The organism is Streptomyces sp. NPDC059851 (genome assembly GCF_042732005.1).
GTDB lineage: Bacteria > Actinomycetota > Actinomycetes > Streptomycetales > Streptomycetaceae > Streptomyces.
Genome location: NZ_JBHWJJ010000171.1, coordinates 1 through 15,425, shown reverse-complemented (window position 1 = coordinate 15,425; position 15,425 = coordinate 1). Strand labels below are relative to the sequence as shown.

General features: G+C 73.3%; 16 protein-coding genes and 2 pseudogenes. 11 read left to right on the top strand and 7 right to left on the bottom strand.

What is annotated here, in order from left to right:
- From ACFV7Q_RS34935 to ACFV7Q_RS34915, 5 genes and pseudogenes are all read right to left on the bottom strand, one after another.
- The coding region (locus ACFV7Q_RS34935) for a DUF4235 domain-containing protein (RefSeq protein WP_385434941.1) at nucleotides 1-136 on the bottom strand (136 nt) is incomplete at its 3' end.
- Entirely contained in the window at nucleotides 133-597 is a 465-nt protein-coding gene (locus ACFV7Q_RS34930; RefSeq protein ID WP_385434939.1) for a DUF3618 domain-containing protein, read from the bottom strand. The genes ACFV7Q_RS34930 and ACFV7Q_RS34935, both read right to left, overlap by 4 nt.
- On the bottom strand, nucleotides 594-1,010 hold the full coding sequence (locus ACFV7Q_RS34925; RefSeq protein WP_385434937.1) for a phage holin family protein: 417 nt from the start codon (nucleotides 1,008-1,010) through the stop codon (nucleotides 594-596). The genes ACFV7Q_RS34930 and ACFV7Q_RS34925 overlap by 4 nt, the downstream gene beginning before the upstream one ends.
- Nucleotides 1,011-1,095: 85 nt before the next feature.
- Nucleotides 1,096-1,344 carry a hypothetical protein gene (locus ACFV7Q_RS34920; protein WP_385434933.1) on the bottom strand — a complete coding sequence of 83 codons (249 nt, stop codon included), beginning with the start codon at nucleotides 1,342-1,344 and terminating at the stop codon, nucleotides 1,096-1,098.
- Nucleotides 1,345-1,478: 134 nt separating this feature from the next.
- Nucleotides 1,479-1,933, bottom strand: a pseudogene (locus tag ACFV7Q_RS34915) (DUF4383 domain-containing protein).
- Between the two features lie 641 nt (nucleotides 1,934-2,574).
- Between ACFV7Q_RS34915 and ACFV7Q_RS34910 the strand changes: the two are divergent.
- Nucleotides 2,575-2,724, top strand: a complete 150-nt coding sequence (locus ACFV7Q_RS34910) for a hypothetical protein (protein ID WP_385434931.1) — start codon at nucleotides 2,575-2,577, stop codon at nucleotides 2,722-2,724.
- A gap of 736 nt (nucleotides 2,725-3,460) precedes the next feature.
- Here the strand turns inward: ACFV7Q_RS34910 and ACFV7Q_RS34905 are convergent.
- A complete protein-coding gene (locus tag ACFV7Q_RS34905) occupies nucleotides 3,461-4,123 on the bottom strand; it encodes a hypothetical protein (RefSeq protein WP_385434929.1) in 663 nt (220 codons plus the stop codon).
- A gap of 314 nt (nucleotides 4,124-4,437) precedes the next feature.
- Nucleotides 4,438-4,632, bottom strand: a pseudogene (locus ACFV7Q_RS34900) (IS110 family transposase); the annotation flags it as partial.
- 297 nt (nucleotides 4,633-4,929) lie between these two features.
- Here ACFV7Q_RS34900 and ACFV7Q_RS34895 point away from each other — a divergent pair.
- The 10 genes from ACFV7Q_RS34895 to ACFV7Q_RS34850 form a co-directional block, all read left to right on the top strand.
- On the top strand, nucleotides 4,930-5,445 hold the full coding sequence (locus ACFV7Q_RS34895) for a (2Fe-2S)-binding protein (protein WP_385434927.1): 516 nt from the start codon (nucleotides 4,930-4,932) through the stop codon (nucleotides 5,443-5,445).
- Nucleotides 5,442-6,449, top strand: a complete 1,008-nt coding sequence (locus ACFV7Q_RS34890) for an FAD binding domain-containing protein (protein WP_385434925.1) — start codon at nucleotides 5,442-5,444, stop codon at nucleotides 6,447-6,449. Before ACFV7Q_RS34895 ends, ACFV7Q_RS34890 begins: the two co-directional genes overlap by 4 nt.
- Nucleotides 6,450-6,531: 82 nt before the next feature.
- Nucleotides 6,532-8,664 (top strand): xanthine dehydrogenase family protein molybdopterin-binding subunit, encoded by a 2,133-nt coding sequence (locus tag ACFV7Q_RS34885; protein WP_385434923.1) that lies wholly within the window; start codon nucleotides 6,532-6,534, stop codon nucleotides 8,662-8,664.
- Between the two features lie 367 nt (nucleotides 8,665-9,031).
- Nucleotides 9,032-9,694 carry a hydrolase gene (locus tag ACFV7Q_RS34880; RefSeq protein ID WP_385434921.1) on the top strand — a complete coding sequence of 221 codons (663 nt, stop codon included), beginning with the start codon at nucleotides 9,032-9,034 and terminating at the stop codon, nucleotides 9,692-9,694.
- Between the two features lie 5 nt (nucleotides 9,695-9,699).
- Nucleotides 9,700-10,188 (top strand): DoxX family membrane protein, encoded by a 489-nt coding sequence (locus ACFV7Q_RS34875; RefSeq protein ID WP_385434919.1) that lies wholly within the window; start codon nucleotides 9,700-9,702, stop codon nucleotides 10,186-10,188.
- A gap of 153 nt (nucleotides 10,189-10,341) precedes the next feature.
- Complete coding sequence (locus ACFV7Q_RS34870) at nucleotides 10,342-10,935, top strand: Dps family protein (RefSeq protein ID WP_385434917.1); 594 nt, start codon at nucleotides 10,342-10,344, stop codon at nucleotides 10,933-10,935.
- 118 nt (nucleotides 10,936-11,053) lie between these two features.
- Nucleotides 11,054-11,884: an alpha/beta fold hydrolase gene (locus ACFV7Q_RS34865; protein WP_385434915.1), complete on the top strand. Its 831-nt coding sequence runs from the start codon at nucleotides 11,054-11,056 to the stop codon at nucleotides 11,882-11,884.
- 164 nt (nucleotides 11,885-12,048) lie between these two features.
- The gene (locus tag ACFV7Q_RS34860) at nucleotides 12,049-13,002 is read left to right on the top strand and encodes an alpha/beta hydrolase (RefSeq protein WP_385434913.1); all 954 of its coding nucleotides are present in this window, start codon (nucleotides 12,049-12,051) and stop codon (nucleotides 13,000-13,002) included.
- On the top strand, nucleotides 12,999-14,912 hold the full coding sequence (locus ACFV7Q_RS34855) for an amidohydrolase (RefSeq protein WP_385434911.1): 1,914 nt from the start codon (nucleotides 12,999-13,001) through the stop codon (nucleotides 14,910-14,912). Before ACFV7Q_RS34860 ends, ACFV7Q_RS34855 begins: the two co-directional genes overlap by 4 nt.
- Nucleotides 14,913-14,930: 18 nt before the next feature.
- The coding region (locus tag ACFV7Q_RS34850; RefSeq protein WP_385434909.1) for a GPR1/FUN34/YaaH family transporter at nucleotides 14,931-15,425 on the top strand (495 nt) is incomplete at its 3' end.

The window sequence follows — 15,425 nt, the reverse complement described above, 5'->3', positions numbered from 1 at the left end:
CGTCGGTGGCATCAGGGGCGTCGTCTTCGTGGCCGATGATCTTCCATGCCTGCTTGAAGGCCGCGCCGGCCACCAGACCGCTGACGGCACCGAATGCCATCCCGACGGGCTTGTAGGCGATCTTCGATGCCTTCACGTGCACCTCCGGCTGCGCCGCAGGAGCAGGACGATCACGAGCGCCGCGGCGCCGACGAGCAGCGGGGTGCGATTGGCCCGCATCACGGCCGAGGCCGTCCCGGCCTTCTCGCGTACCCCCTCGGGGGCCTTCGCGGCAGCGAGGTGCCCGGCCCGGGCGGCACCGTCGCGTACCTGAGCCGCGACGTGGGCTGCCTTGTCGAGGACCGGGTCGGGGGTCTTGTCCTTGACCAGCTCGGCGGCGTGCGCTGCCTTTTCCCGGAGCTGGTCGCTCATGTGTGCGGCCTTCTCGGCCGCCTGCTCTTTGATCTCAGCTGCCTTTTCCTTGGCCTGCTCCTTGACGTCGGCCTTCGCCGCCAGCGCCTCCACGGTCTGGCCGAGCTCTTCGCGCGTGTGCTCGACCTGCTCGCGCAGCTGGTCAGGAGTCGGTGCGGATTCGTCGCCCTGAAACTGATGGCTCATCGCTGTGCTTTCTCCTTGATCTCGGCCACGTCGGCCTTGACGCTGTCGATGGTCTGCGCGGGCGCCGGACTGCCGGCCCTGGCGACCTGCTTCTTGCCTGCTGCGGCCAGCACGGCGGCCACCGCCGCGAGCAGGGCGGCGATGACCAGGGCCGAGACCCAGACCGGCAGGAGCAGGGCGAGGCCTGCGATCCCGCCGGCGACCAAGGCCTGGGCGGCCAGGACGCCGACGAGGCCGGCTCCGCCGAATAGGCCGCCGCCCACGCCGAAGCGTTTGCCCTTCTGGGTCATCTCCGCCCGGGCCAGCTGCATCTCTTCACGGACCAGGTCCGAGATCTGCTGCGACGCTCGCGTGACGAGCTCGCCCACCCTCTCGTCGCTGCCGAGGCCTGGGCTGCGTCCAACGGCGCTCATTGCCTTCCTCTCCTTCCTCGCCCTGGGGGAGCGTCCTCAGGCGCATACCCCACAACCCGCGGGCCACCCGCCACCCCACCCGTGGTCATCGCGGCCACCGAATGCCACCTCGGAGGGACAGCGAGTAGCGAGCACCGCTGCCCCGGCGGCCGCGGGCACGGCGGTGGCCCAGCGGCTGGTCGAGGGGCACTGGTGCGGCGGGGGCCAGGCGGGTGCGGAAGTCATCGTCGGCGATGAGCTCGGCGCTCTCCATCCATGCGGCGAGCTGCGCGTCTGAGGGGTCGTCGGGGAGGTCGGGGACGGCGGTGCGCAGGGCGGCGGCCCCACCGGGCACGTGAGCCGGTCGGCGCCGAGACGGGGCCTGCCCGGCCGGCAACCGGGAGGACCATCCGGCGCATTGCGGGCACGGGCAGTGCAGGTTTCCGGTGGCGTCGCCCGCGACCCGGGATCCTGTGCCACGTCCTGCCGTTACGGGCGCAGCGCCGGGCGGCGGGCGAGCAGGGCGCCGAGGGCGATCATCCCGACACCGAGGGCGAAGTGCAGCCAGTTGTCCGCCGCGTTGATCGGGACGAAGTTGGCGGCGCTGTCGTGGTCGATGATCAGGCCGTAGATCCACAGCATCAGGTAGACGATGCCGCCGCCGATGAGGTAGGCGCGTGCGCTGGAGGCGGCGCGGGCCGTGGCGATGCCGGCGATGCCGAACACAGGTGGACGATGTTGTGCAAGACCGGGACCTGGAAGACGCCCAGCAGCTCGGCCTCCGAGTGGTGCTCGGCGAACCGCAGGGGGTCGTGGGCCGTCGTGATGCCGGGGACGAAACCGAGGACCCCGACCAGGAGGAAGACCGCTCCCACCACGAGAGCAGCGAGCTGTACCGGGGGCCGCGACGTGGCTCGCGCGTGGGTCCGGGTGTGAGCGCTCATGGCGGCGCTCCTTTCCGCCGAGGCAGTCTGCGGGGCACGGTCACGCCCCGGGGTGGATGACGGTGCGTACGTACTGGTCGTAGCAGTCGGTGTGGTCGCACAGGGCCACCGGTCGGGGGCGCGGTGCGGTAGCGGCGCGGGTTCGCGTCACGAGGGGACCGGACGACGACCACCTGGTGGCGGCGCACCGGGAGCCCGTCTCGCCGACCTCGCCGACCTCGCCGCTGAACTCGTGCCCTATGGCTGCACGGCCGGGATGTAGCCGCCGATCAGATGCTTCGCCGGGTGCGGGCCGCAGCGGCGCTGAGTGCGGCGCAGGGAAGGGCCGTGCGAGGGTCGTGCGACGCCCACACGTCACTTCTGCCTCCACGGCGAGTCCGGTCATCCCGCGACCGCCCTGACGCAATGCCCGCAAACGACCGCAGCCGGACGGCGGCACAAGGCTCCGGGGCAGCGCACGGTACGCCGCCGGGGGGCGGCGTCCTGTGAGTGCGGGTGGCGTTGATCGGTCTGGTAGGGGACCGGCTCGCCCGACTGGCCGCGGACCTGCCGGGCACGGTCGGCCGCCGGACCGCGCTGCGGGACTCGGCCGTCCGGGGCAGTTCGGCGCTCGGCGTCACTGCTCGGCTAGAGTCGTGGCCATGGGGGAACGACAGCCGCGGGTCGAGCGGTGCAAGGACTGCCAGCGGCAGCTCGTCACCCGCCGGTGGGGGCGTCCGAAACGGTTCTGCAGCCGGTGGCACCGGCTGAGGTACTGGCTGGAGCAGCTGGGAGACCTCGTCCTGGGTTAGGGGCCACGCGAGCCGCGAGCCATCCGTCTCCAGCCCCACGCTCGCGCCCGTCCCGTCCTGCCCGCGGCTGCCGCCTTGCCGCGCTCCTCGACGTGTCCGTCTCCCGGCCGGCGTTCGCACGCGACGGCCCTGAGCGTCACCCAGAACCATACCCTTGCGCAAGAAACGGGCCATTTGGGCCGAACCGGAGCGGCGCGCGCAACGCTGCGGACCGTTGGCCGAGGATGCCGGACCAGCCCTGCTCCCGACACCCCTTGCACGCGGCATATTCCAACAGATTCACGGAAACCGGCCATCCACCCGGACGCTCGTTGTGTTGCCGGGAATCCGCTCCATACCCTTGCTGCGCATCACGAGCACTACGGCCAGGTCATCCAGGAGGCCGCGGCCGACCTGATCGCCTCCGTCCCGGCCGGGGCCACCGAAGTCGACGCCGTCCCCGCCCTGGCCGCCGAACCCCCGTACGCTCCGCCGTACACGCCTTCGGGGTCCCCGAGGAGGACCTCGGATTCGTCATCCCGTGCGTGGAGACGCTGATGACGTACTGGTCAGGCCCGCAGGAGCAGCCGGTGTCATTGGAGCAACTCCTCGCGCTGCTCACCGACCTGCACACGTACGTCCCGTGGCTGAGGCCCCCGCACATCCGGCAGACAGGGCCCTCAGCCGACCGAGCGCCGTCGGACGGCCCGGCGTCGTCCATCGCCGACACGGCGGCTCCGGGCCGTCCGTATCCGGTCTACCGGCCTCGGAAAATTCGGGTGATGTCCAAGTGTGCCGTCGCCAAGGAGAGTAGGCCCGTCAGCGACGGTCGTTCGTTCCTGGACTTCTCCCAGGCTCGATAGAGGGACCGCACGTCGTTCTCATCCGGGATCCCGTACCGCTCGGCAAGCCTGATCCCCTCCTGCAGCGTCGAGAACTGGTAGGCGTTGAGGAAGCGCGTGACGAAACCCAGCACGAGCAGGAGGAAGCCGATGGCGATCGCGGACAGGGCCGTCAGTGCGACGTCGGTGCCCTTTTCCAGGTCGGCCTCGGCGTGTGGCGCCCAGGTGATCACCCGTGCCAGTCCGAAGACCAGCCAGCATCCTGCGACGACGAAGCCGTACTGCCAGACGACATGACGCTGGGCTACACGACGCAGTCGCTGGTAGCGCTCAAGCTCTCGCTCGACGCGCTTCTTGTCCTCAGGCGGTAGCTCCGTCCCCGAGCAGAACTCGAAGAAGCTGGCTCGTATGGTGTCGGCGTACTCCTCCGCCAGGGAACGTGCCACGGAGGCGTTGCTGCGAACGCCCGCTTGGAACTCTGCGATCAGCAGGAGAAGGAGGGCGGCCATCGTGGCGGAGACGATGGCCGCGAAGTCGTTCGACATGGCGAGGTCGCTTTGCGCGAGGAGCACGGGCATGCCCCGATGATGTCCGCCTCGGAGCGGGTGCCGGGCCGGTTCCCGAGGATTGCCCGGCGAGCAGCGTCGGTCAGGCGTCGGGTGCCTCTGCTCCAGGCCGTAGCCCCTGTTGGCGGACGAAGCCGCTGGCGGCCGCTGGCAGGCGCCGCCCCGGTCGGGTGGCGCCGTCGAGCGGCTGCTTCACGGGGCCGGGCACGAGCCCGGTTCCACCTGCGGGCGGACCACCGGCGCGCCGAGCGGGCCATCACGACGTTCGCCGGGTATGGGTCCCTCGGTTACGGGTCACTGCGCCCGCTACCGTACGGTTCAGCGCTGCCGCCCCGGTGCAGCAGGATGAGGACGGCCGGGTGCCGCAACCGAGGCCCCGGCACTCGTTCCAGCGGTGGGCGGATCCGGGTCAGCAAGCCGCGCCGCATCGCGCGGGCTCCGGCGATGACGAACGCGTCCCGGGCGTCGATCGTGGCCTCGCCGGGGGAGGGGCCGGTGATCCGTAGCATCTTCGGGCCGGGCCGGGCAGTGCAGGTGGGCGACTGGACGGCCCACGTACCCCCGACCACGGCATGGCCCCGGTCGAGGCCGGTCGGTCGGTCGACCAGCACTGTTCGGTGCTCGGCCCGGAGTTTCGGGCTGGAAGTATGCGGCTCCCCGGCTCCCGGTGGCGTCGTGCGTGCGGCCGAGGAGGATCCCGTGTGCATGGACGGCGGCGGGGTGGGCAGACGCGGCGCCGGAGGTGGATACGGATGGTTGCGCTCCTTTTCGTGGCCCGGCCCAGGACCGGCAGCGACGGCCGGGACCGGTGGTAGGGCATGGACGGCCGCGACGGCTGCGACGGCTTCGCCTCGGACGTGGTGCTCCACGTCAACGGCGAGACGCACACCTTGCACCTGGACCACAGGGTGACGCTGCTCGACGCCCTCCGTGAGCACCTCGGGCTCACCGGGGCGAAGAAGGGCTGTGATCACGGGCAGTGCGGGGCGTGCACGGTCCTGGTGGACGGCAGGCGCGTCGACAGCTGCCTGGTGCTCGCTGCCGCCGTGGACGGGGCGGAGGTGACGACCGTCGAGGGACTGGCCGTCGACGGGCGTCTCCACCCCCTGCAGGAGGCGTTCCTGGCGCGGGACGCCCTCCAGTGCGGGTACTGCACTCCGGGACAGCTGTGCTCGGCCGTCGGCATGCTGTCCGAAGGTGCCCGGGACGGCGGAGACACCCGGGAACCGTCGCGGTGGGACCGCGCCGAGATCGCCGAGCGCATGAGCGGCAACCTGTGCCGCTGTGGTGCCTATCCCCGAATCATCGACGCCGTCCAGGACGTGATCGCATGAAGGAGTTCGCGTACGTGCGCCCCGCCGATCTCGCGGGGGCGGTCGAGGCGCACGGCGGCAGGCCGGGCTCCGCCTACCTGGCCGGCGGTACCAACCTCGTGGATCTGATGAAGCTGGGCGTGGCCGAGCCGGACACCGTCGTGGACGTGAGCCGGCTCCTCGACAACAGCGTGACGCGCACGGAGGACGGCGGGGTGCGGATCGGCGCCGGCGTCCGCAACGCCGACCTGGCCGCGCACCCGCTCGTCGGCAGGTGCCCCGTCGTGGTCCAGGCGCTGGCGTCCGGGGCCTCCGCCCAGATACGCAACATGGCGACCACCGGCGGCAACCTCCTCCAGCGCACGCGCTGCCCCTACTTCCAGGACACCGCCAAACCCTGCAACAAACGCCGCCCCGGCAGCGGCTGCGGCGCCCTCGACGGCATCACCCGGGACCACGCCGTCCTCGGCCACTCCCCGTCCTGCATCGCCACCCACCCCTCCGACCTCGCCGTGGCACTGGCCGCCCTCGACGCCGAGGTGGAACTCCTCGGTCCCGCGGACCGCGGAAACCGGACCGTGCCCGTCGGCGACTTCATCCGGCTGCCCGACGACCGGCCGGAGCGGGACACCCTGCTGGAGCCGGGTGAGCTCCTGACCGCCGTCCTGCTGCCGGCCGGGGCCTTCGGCGTGCCGTCGCGGTACCGCAAGGTGCGCGACCGCGCCTCGTACGCCTTCGCCCTGGTCTCGGCCGCCGCGGTCCTGGAGCTGTCGGACGGCCGCGTGCGGCGCGTGGCGCTGGCCTTCGGCGGGCTCGCCCACCGCCCCTGGCGTGCCCGCACGGCGGAAGAGCTCCTGCTGGGCGAGGAACCCGCTCCGGGCGTCCTGCGCACCGCCGTGGAGGCCGAGCTGGGCAGAGCACGTCCACGACCCGACAACGCGTTCAAGGTGGAGCTGGCCCGCAACCTGGCCTGCGAGGTGCTCGACGGCCTCGTCTCGGCCTCCGCCTCCGCCCGGGCCACCTGATCGGCGGGCCGTGATGCGCCACCGGTCGGTCGACGTCGGCGCGACGGGAGCAATGGGAGCGACAGCAGCGACGGGAGCGACCATGAAAGCGGAATTCGCCGCCACCGGGCAGGCCACCAGGCAGGCCACCGCGCCGGGGCGCCCCGTCGTCCGGCGTGAGGGGCCCGAGAAGGTCACCGGCCGCGCCCGCTACGCGGCCGACCACACGCCGCCCGGCTGCCTCTACGCCTGCCCTGTCCCCGCCACCGTCGGCCCGGGCCGGGTGCGGACCGTCGATACCGCCGCAGCCCTCGCCGTGCGGGGCGCCGTCGCCGTCCTCACCCCCTTCGACGCGCCGCGGCTGGGAGCCGCCGACGACCCGACGCTACGGGTGCTCCAAGGACCGCAGGTGCCGCACCGCGGCTGGTACGTGGCCCTGGCCGTCGCCGAGGAGCCCGAGGCGGCCCAGGCCTCCGCGGAAGCCGTCCGCATCGGGTACGAGACCACCGGCTTCGACGTCACGCTGCGCGAGGGGCACCCGGCTGCGTACACGCCGGACCAGGTGAACGGCGGATATCCGGCCGTCCGGTCGACGGGCGACGTCACCGCCGCCCTCCGTGCGGCCCCCGCCCGCGTCGACTGCCGGTACACGGTTCCGCCGCTGCACAACCATCCCATGGAACCGCACGCCGCGACCGCCCACTGGGACCCGGACGCGGAGCACCTCACCGTGTACGACTCCAGCCAGGGGTCGACCATGGTCCGCACCGTCCTCGCCTCCCTCTTCGAGCTGCCCGAAGAGCGCATCACCGTCGACTCCGGTCACGTCGGAGGCGGTTTCGGCGCCAAGGGCACCCCCCGGCCGCACGTGGTGCTCGCCGTGATGGCCTCCTTGCGCACCGGGCGCCCCGTCAAACTGGCGCTACCCCGCCGGCACATGGCCGCGATGGTCGGGCACCGGGCGGCCACGCTGCACCGGGTGCGGCTGGGGGCTCGCGAGGACGGCACCCTCTCGGCAGTGGCCCACGAGGTCACCACCTACACCTCCCGGGTGCGCGAGTTCGTCGAGCAGGCCGCCGTCCCCGCCCGCGTCATGTACGCCGCGCCGGCGCTCCTCACGGCGCACGAGGTCGTACCGCTGGACGTGCCCACCCCGTCCTGGATGCGGGCCCCCGGAGAGGCACCGGGCATGTACGCGCTGGAGTCGGCCATGGACGAACTCGCGGACGCCCTGGGGATGGACCCCGTCGCACTGCGCATCCGAAACGAACCCCGGTCCGAACCCGACAGCGGCCGCCCGTTCAGCAGCCGGGGCCTCGTGGAGTGCCTCCGGGCGGGGGCCGCCCGGTTCGGGTGGCCCGCCTGCCGGGCGCCCCGGCGGGACGGCAGCTTGCTCATCGGAGCGGGCGTCGCCGCATCGACGTACCCGGTGTGGGCCGCCGCGTCGTCGGCGAGGGCCCATGCCCGGGCCGACGGCACCTATCTGGTCGAGGTCAACGCCACGGACATCGGCACGGGCGCGCGGACCGTGCTGGGTGACATCGCCGCCGAGACCCTCGGCGTGGCGCCGGACCGGGTCGCCGTGGCGATCGGGCACACGGGACTGCCCGCCGCCTCGCTGGCCGGGGGCTCCTCGGGGACGGGTTCCTGGGGATGGGCCGTGCACGACGCGTGCGTGGCCCTGGCCGCGACGGTGGCACGCCACGGCGGTGCCGTCCCGGACGGCGGGCTGACGGTCTCCGCGGACACCACGGCGTCGGCGAAGCAGCGGTCGCCCTACGCACGGCACGCCTTCGGGGCGCAGTTCGCCGAGGTCCGGGTGGACACGGTGACCGGTGAGGTACGGGTGGCCCGGATGCTCGGCGTGTTCGCCGCCGGGCGGATCCTCAACCCCGACACCGCGCGCTCCCAGCTCGTCGGGGGGATGGTGATGGGGCTGGGCATGGCCCTGACGGAGGGCAGTGCCCTCGACCCCGGGTTCGGGGACTTCGCGGCCGTCGACCTGGCCTCGTACCACGTACCCGTGCACGCGGACGTACCGGACGTCCAGGTCACCTGGCTCGACGAACACGACAAGCACCTCAACCCGATGGGGAGCAAGGGCATCGGCGAGATCGGTATCGTCGGCACGGCCGCGGCGGTCGGCAATGCCGTGGCCCGGGCGACCGGCCGCCGGATCCGGACCCTGCCCCTCACCCCGGACCGCGTGCTCACCGCCCTGTCCTCCGGTCCCTGAACCCGCCGCGCTCCGCACGTGATCGGCCGGACACTTCCCTAGTAGTAGAGGTGTGCCACCCCTACGAGCAGGGCGATGGGAGTTCGAGGCTCATCGGGCGCGGCTCACCGAAAGCCGCACCGCGGCGTCCGCTCCCACACGATGGTCTCCCACGGGCGGGGGCGGACGCACGTCCCCGCGTGCACGGTCGACACCATCAGCGGCCGTCGAGTCCTTGGCGCTCGGGGGACAGTCGTCGGGCACGCAGGGTCAACTCGGCCTGTTCCGGCGGCCGTACGTTCGGGGTGTGCCGGGCGCGCGGGACCGCGCGGCGGGCACTTGCCCACGTATTCCGACTGACATTCCACACCCATCAGAGGGGACCCCCATGTTCGACGTCACCCAGGTGCAGGCCGCCCCGAGCGCAGACCTCCTCACTCCCGACAACGCAGTGATGCTCTTCGTCGACCACCAGCCGCAGATGTTCTTCGGCACCGGCAGCGGCGACCGTGCCGCCATCATCAACAGCACGGTGGGTCTGGCCAAGGCGGCCCGTGCCTTCGACGTTCCGGCGGTCCTGACCACCGTGGCCGCCGAGTCCTTCTCCGGCCCGCTGCTGCCGCAGCTGGCCGCCGTCTTCCCCGACCAGAAGCCGATCGACCGCACCAGCATGAACGCCTGGGAGGACGAGGCCCTGGTCGAGGCGGTCAAGGCCACCGGCCGCAAGAAGATCGTCCTGTCCGGCCTGTGGACCGAGGTCTGCCTGGTGCTGCCCGCCCTGTCCGCGCTGGCGCAGGGCTACGAGGTGTACGTGGTCACCGACGCTTCCGGTGGCGTCACCCCGGCCGCCCACGAGCACGCCATCGCCCGCATGACGGCCGCCGGAGCCGTCCCGGTGACGTGGGTGCAGGTGCTGCTGGAGCTCCAGCGCGACTGGGCCCGCCAGGAGACCTACGGCGCGGTCATGGAGATCGTGAAGGAGCACGCGGGCGCCTACGGCCTCGGCGTCGTGTACGCGCAGAGCATCCTCGGCGCGCACGCCGCCGGCTGACCTCCTTGGACACCGGCCTCCTGGTCCTGCGCCTGCTCGTCGGCCTGCTCATCGCGGGCCACGGAGTGCAGAAGATCAGCACGCACCTCGGCGGCCGGGGCCTGGCGGGCGGAGCCGAGGAGTTCCGTGCCGACGGGTTCCGCGGCGGTGCCCTCACCGCACTCGCGGCGGGCGGCGGCCAGATCGGCTCGGGGCTGCTGCTGGCCGCCGGCCTGCTGACGCCGCTCGCCGCGACCGGGGCCATCGGGGTCATGACCGTCGCCCTCACCGTGAAGCGGCCCAACGGGCTGTGGGTGCAGAACGACGGTTACGAATACCCCCTGGTCCTGATCGGCGCCGCCGCCGCGCTGGCCGCCACCGGTCCCGGCGCCTGGTCCCTCGACCGGCTGCTCGGCCTGGCGCCGTACCCGCTGTGGTGGACGGTCCCCGTGCTCGCCGCGGGCGTCGGCAGCGGACTGCTCACCCGGCTCGTCCTGCACCGGCCCGCCGCCTAGACGGATCCGGCCGCCCGCTTCCCCGACCAGGGCGGGCGGCCGGACCGCCCCACCGCGACGACAGCGGCCGTACCGGCCTCGCCCCGCCGTACCGGCCCCGCCCGCGCGCGCCCGCGCGCACCCGACCACCTCCCCGTTCGGAGCGACCCACCGATGCACCCCGCACCCGCGCCCGCGGAGGCACCCCTCCTCGCCGGCGGCCGACCGCCGCTGCACCACGAGGGCGTGCAGATCCATCCCTTCGGCACGCTCAGGCCACTGCCGCTCGGCCTCGCCCACGACACCCGCTCGTACGCCTGCCGGCGCCTCAACCAACTCCTCGCGGACACCCAGGTCCTCTACTCGCTCTACAAGAAGCACCACTGGCTCGTGCACGGGCCGACCTTCCACTCGCTGCACCTGATGCTCGACAAGCACGCGGGCGAGCAGCTCGAACTCGTCGACGCCCTGGCCGAGCGGGTCCAGACCCTCGGAGGCGTCGCAGTGGGCGACCCCCGGCACGTGGCGGAGCTGACCTCCGTCCCCCGCCCGCCGGACGGCGTCGAGTCGGTGCCCGCCATGCTGTCGCGCCTCCTCGACGCCCACGAGCGCATCCTCGTCGACGCCCGCGACGCCGCGGCCCGGGTCGCCGCCGAGGGCGACGAGGGCACCGCCGACCTCCTCGTGTCCGGGGTCGTCCGCACCGGCGAGGCGCAGGTGTGGTTCGTGGCCGCCACCCTCGCCGACACCCCGGCGCTGCGGCCCTGAACGAGGGGGACGGCGTACGGGCCGCTCCCCTCCCGCTTCCCCTCCCGCCCCGACCGCCCCATCCACCGTCCGTCCGCCCCACCGCAGCGGCGGCCGGACCCGTACCGAAGGAACACCCATGCCCTACATCGACGTCGCCGAAGGCAACAGCGCGCCCCTCCGCCTGTACTACGAGGACCACGGCGCCGGCCGCCCCGTGGTGCTGATCCACGGCTGGCCCCTCAACGGCGCCTCCTGGGAGAAGCAGACCGCCGCCCTGCTCGCCGCCGGCAACCGCGTGATCACGTACGACCGGCGCGGCTTCGGCCGCTCCGACCAGCCGGCGGACGGCTACGACTACGACACCTTCGCCGCCGACCTGCACGCCCTCCTCACCACGCTCGACCTGCGCGACGCCGTGCTCGTCGGCTTCTCCATGGGCAGCGGCGAGGTCACCCGCTACCTCGGTACCTACGGCTCCGAGCGGATCGCGAAGGCCGTCGTGATCGGCGTCGTCCCGCCGTTCCTGCTCAAGACCGATGACCACCCGGGCGGCGTCGAGGGGAGCGTCTTCAAGGGGATCGAGGAGGCCATCGCCGCCGACCGGTTCGCGTTCATGACCTCCTTCCTCGCGGACTTCTACAACACCGACGTACTGGGCGGGGAGCGCATCAGCGAGCAGGCCGTCCGGGCCAGTTGGAACGTCGCCGTCGGCGCCTCCGCCAAGGGCACCTTCGACTGCGTCCAGGCCTGGCTGACCGACTTCCGCGCGGACCTGCCGCGCATCGACGTCCCCACCCTGATCATCCACGGCGACGCCGACCGCATCCTGCCCGTCGACGCCACCGCGGTCCCGCTCGCGCAGCTCATCGAGGGCGCCACGCTGACGATCGTGCCCGGCGGCCCGCACGGCCTGCTGTGGACTCACGCCGACGAGGTGAACGCCGCCCTACTCGCCTTCCTGGACTGAGCGGACGCCGCCCGGGGCGCGCCGGAGGCCGGCTCCCACCCGGGAGCGGCCGCCGGCGCGTCCCCGGCGCCGGAGCCGCGCCGACCCCGGCGCGCTCCCCACCCCGGCGCTCCTCCCCGCCGCCCCACCCCCCATCGCCCACCCTCCGCCGAAGGAGCACCCCCATGCCGCACGACCCCGTGCTGGAGCCCGCCGCCCAGGCCTTCGCCGACGCCACGGCCCTGCCGCCCTTCCTCTACGAGATCCCCGTCGCCGACGGCCGCAAGGCCGTCGACGCCGTCCAGAACGGCGAAGGCGTGTCCCTGCCCGAGACCGACGAGGAGTGGACCACCGTGGAGGACGGGCCCACCGGCTCAGTCCGCGCCCGCATCGTCCGCCCCCGCGGCGCAGCCGGCCCCCTCCCCGTCGTCCTCTACATCCACGGCGCGGGCTGGGTGTTCGGCAACGCCCACACCCACGACCGGCTGGTCCGTGAACTGGCCGCCGGCACCGGCGCGGCCGTCGTCTTCCCCGAGTACGACCTGTCGCCCGAGGCCCGCTACCCCGTCGCGATCGAGCAGAACTACGCCGTGGCCCGCTGGATCGTCCGCGACGGCGCCGCGAAGGGGCTCGACGCCGGCCGGATCGCCGTCGCCGGCGACTCCGTCGGCGGCAACATGAGCGCCGCCCTCACCCTCATGGCCAAGGAACGCGGGGACGTCGTCCTGCGGCAGCAGGTGCTCCTCTACCCGGTCACCGACGCCTCCTTCGACACCCCCTCCTACGAGGCCTTCGCCGAGGGCTACTTCCTGCGCCGCGACGCCATGCGGTGGTTCTCGGACCAGTACACGACCGACACCGCCGACCGCGCCCGGATCACCGCCTCGCCGCTGCGCGCGACCACCGAGCAGCTCGCCGGCCTGCCCCCGGCCCTGGTGATCACCGCCGAAGCCGACGTGCTGCGCGACGAGGGCGAGGCGTACGCGGCCGCGCTGCGTGCCGCAGGCGTGCCCGTCACCGCGGTGCGCGTCCTCGGTACCATCCACGACTTCGTCATGCTGAACGCCCTGCGCGAGACCCGGGCCGCCGGCCTGGCGATCCGGCTCGCCGTCGACACCCTGCGCGAGGCCCTGGCATGACCGGCGCCACCGCGAACGGCACGCCCGGCCCGAGCATGCCCGTGACCGGAGTCGTCCCGGCGACCCGCCCCGGCAGCCCCGCCGCCGACCTCCTGCTGCGCAACGCCAGGATCCACACCGGCGACCCGGCCCGGCCCGCCGCCACGGCCCTGGCCGTCCGCGACGGCCGGATCCTCGCCCTCGGCGACGACCACGACCTGGCCCCCCACGTCGGTCCGGCGACCAGGGTCGTCGACGCCCTCGGCCGCCGGGTCGTCCCCGGACTCAACGACTCCCACCTCCACGTCATCCGCGGCGGCCTCAACTACGTACTGGAACTGCGGTGGGACGGCGTGCCCAGCCTCCGCGAGGCCCTGGCGATGCTCCGCGAGCAGGCGGGCCGCACCCCCAAGGGGCAGTGGATACGCGTCGTCGGCGGCTGGACCGCCGAACAGTTCGCCGAGCGCCGGATGCCCACCGTCGCCGAACTGAACGCCGCAGCGCCCGACACCCCGGTCTTCGTCCTGCACCTGTACCAGTCAGCACTGATGAACCGGGCCGCCGTACGGGCCGCCGGCTACACCCGCGAGACCCCCGACCCGCGCGGCGGGCAGATCGTCCGCGGCCGCGACGGCGAACCGACCGGGGTGCTGTTGGCGGCGCCCAGCGCGCTGCTCCTCTACTCCACCCTCGCCAAGGCGCCCGTCCTGGACGCCGCCGACAAACGGGCCTCCACGCGCCACTTCCTGCGCGAACTCAACCGCTTCGGACTCACCTCGGCCGTCGATGCCGCCGGCGGGTTCCAGAACTTCCCCGACGACTACGCCACCGTCATCGACCTGGCCCGCTCCGGCGAGCTCTCACTGCGCATCACCTACCACCTCTTCCCGCAGACCGCCGGACAGGAACTCGCGGACCTGCGGCGTTGGACGCAGACGGTACGGCCCGGAGACGGCGACGAGTGGCTGCGCCTGGGCGGCGCCGGCGAAAACCTGACCTGGGCCGCCGCAGACTTCGAGAACTTCTCCGAGCCGCGGCCCCAGCTCGCGCCCGGCTACGAGGCCGAGTTCGAGCAGGCCGTCCGGCTGCTGACCGAGCACGGCTGGGGCTTCCGCCTCCACGCCACCTACGACGAGACCATCCGCCGCGACCTCGCCGTCTTCGAGAAGCTCGCCGCCGAGGGGCTCTTCCCCGCCGGCAGCCGGTGGCTCTTCGACCACGCCGAGACCGTCTCCGACGCCAGCCTCGACCGGATCGCCGCCCTCGGCGGCGCCCTGTCCGTGCAGAACCGGATGTCCTTCCAGGGCACCGCGTTCCTGGAGCGCTACGGGGCCGAGGCCGCCTCCCGCACCCCGCCCGTCCGGGCCATGCTGGAGCGCGGGCTGACCGTCGCCGCCGGCACCGACGCCACCCGCGTCTCCTCGTACAACCCGTGGGTCTCCCTGCACTGGCTGGTGACCGGCCGCACCGTGGGCGGCACCGCCCTCTACCCGGCCGCGAACCTGCTCGACCGGCAGAACGCGCTGGAGCTGTACACCCGCGGCGGTGCCCGTCTGACCGGCGAGGACGACACCAAGGGCATGCTGCGCGAAGGCTTCCTCGCCGACCTCGCGGTGCTGTCCGCGGACTACTTCACCGTGCCCGAGGCCGCGATCCCGGACATCGAGTCCGTCCTCACCGTGGTCGGCGGACGGATCGTCCACGCGAGCGCCGAGTACGAGGGCCTCGACGAGTCCCTGCCGCCGGTCAGCCCCGACTGGAGCCCCGTCGCCCGCTTCGGCGGCTACCGGTCGGCCGGCGCCCGCCAGGCCGACGCCATGGCCGAGACGGTCGCCGAGTCCGAGGAGCACCGCCGGTGGCGTGCCGCCCGCGGCACCCTGCCCCCGGCCCCGACCGGGCACCCCGCCGTCGACCCCTGCTTCGCCCCCTGACCGAGAGTGACCCCGCACATGAGTACAGATGCCGCCGCCGGCAGCGGATCCGGGCGCCGCTTCGAACCCGACCTGCGCGCGATGACCCGCATCAACCTGCGCCCGATGGCCTCCCCGATGCCGCTGGGCTTCTTCACCGTGGCGATCGCCTCCGTCATGACCGGCTGCCTGCAACTGGGCGTGTTCGACGAGTCGGAGCGGCGCGCCGTCGCCCTGTGCGTGCTGCCCGCGTTCGCGCTGCAGTTCCTGGTGAGCATCCTCGCCTTCAGCGCCCGGGACGTCGTCGCGGCCACCCTCATGGGCGTCTTCGCCGGCAGCTGGCTGGCGTACGCCCTGGTCATGGGAACCGGCGCGGCCGGCGGGCCCCGGGTGCTCGGCGTGTTCAACCTGGCGTTCCTCGTCCTCGGGGCGCTCATGGCCGCGGTCACCCGCCCCAAACGCGCCCTCTGGATCGTCATCGTGGCCTCCCTGCCCCGGTGGGCCGCCACCGGCCTCGGCGGACTGACGGGCGCC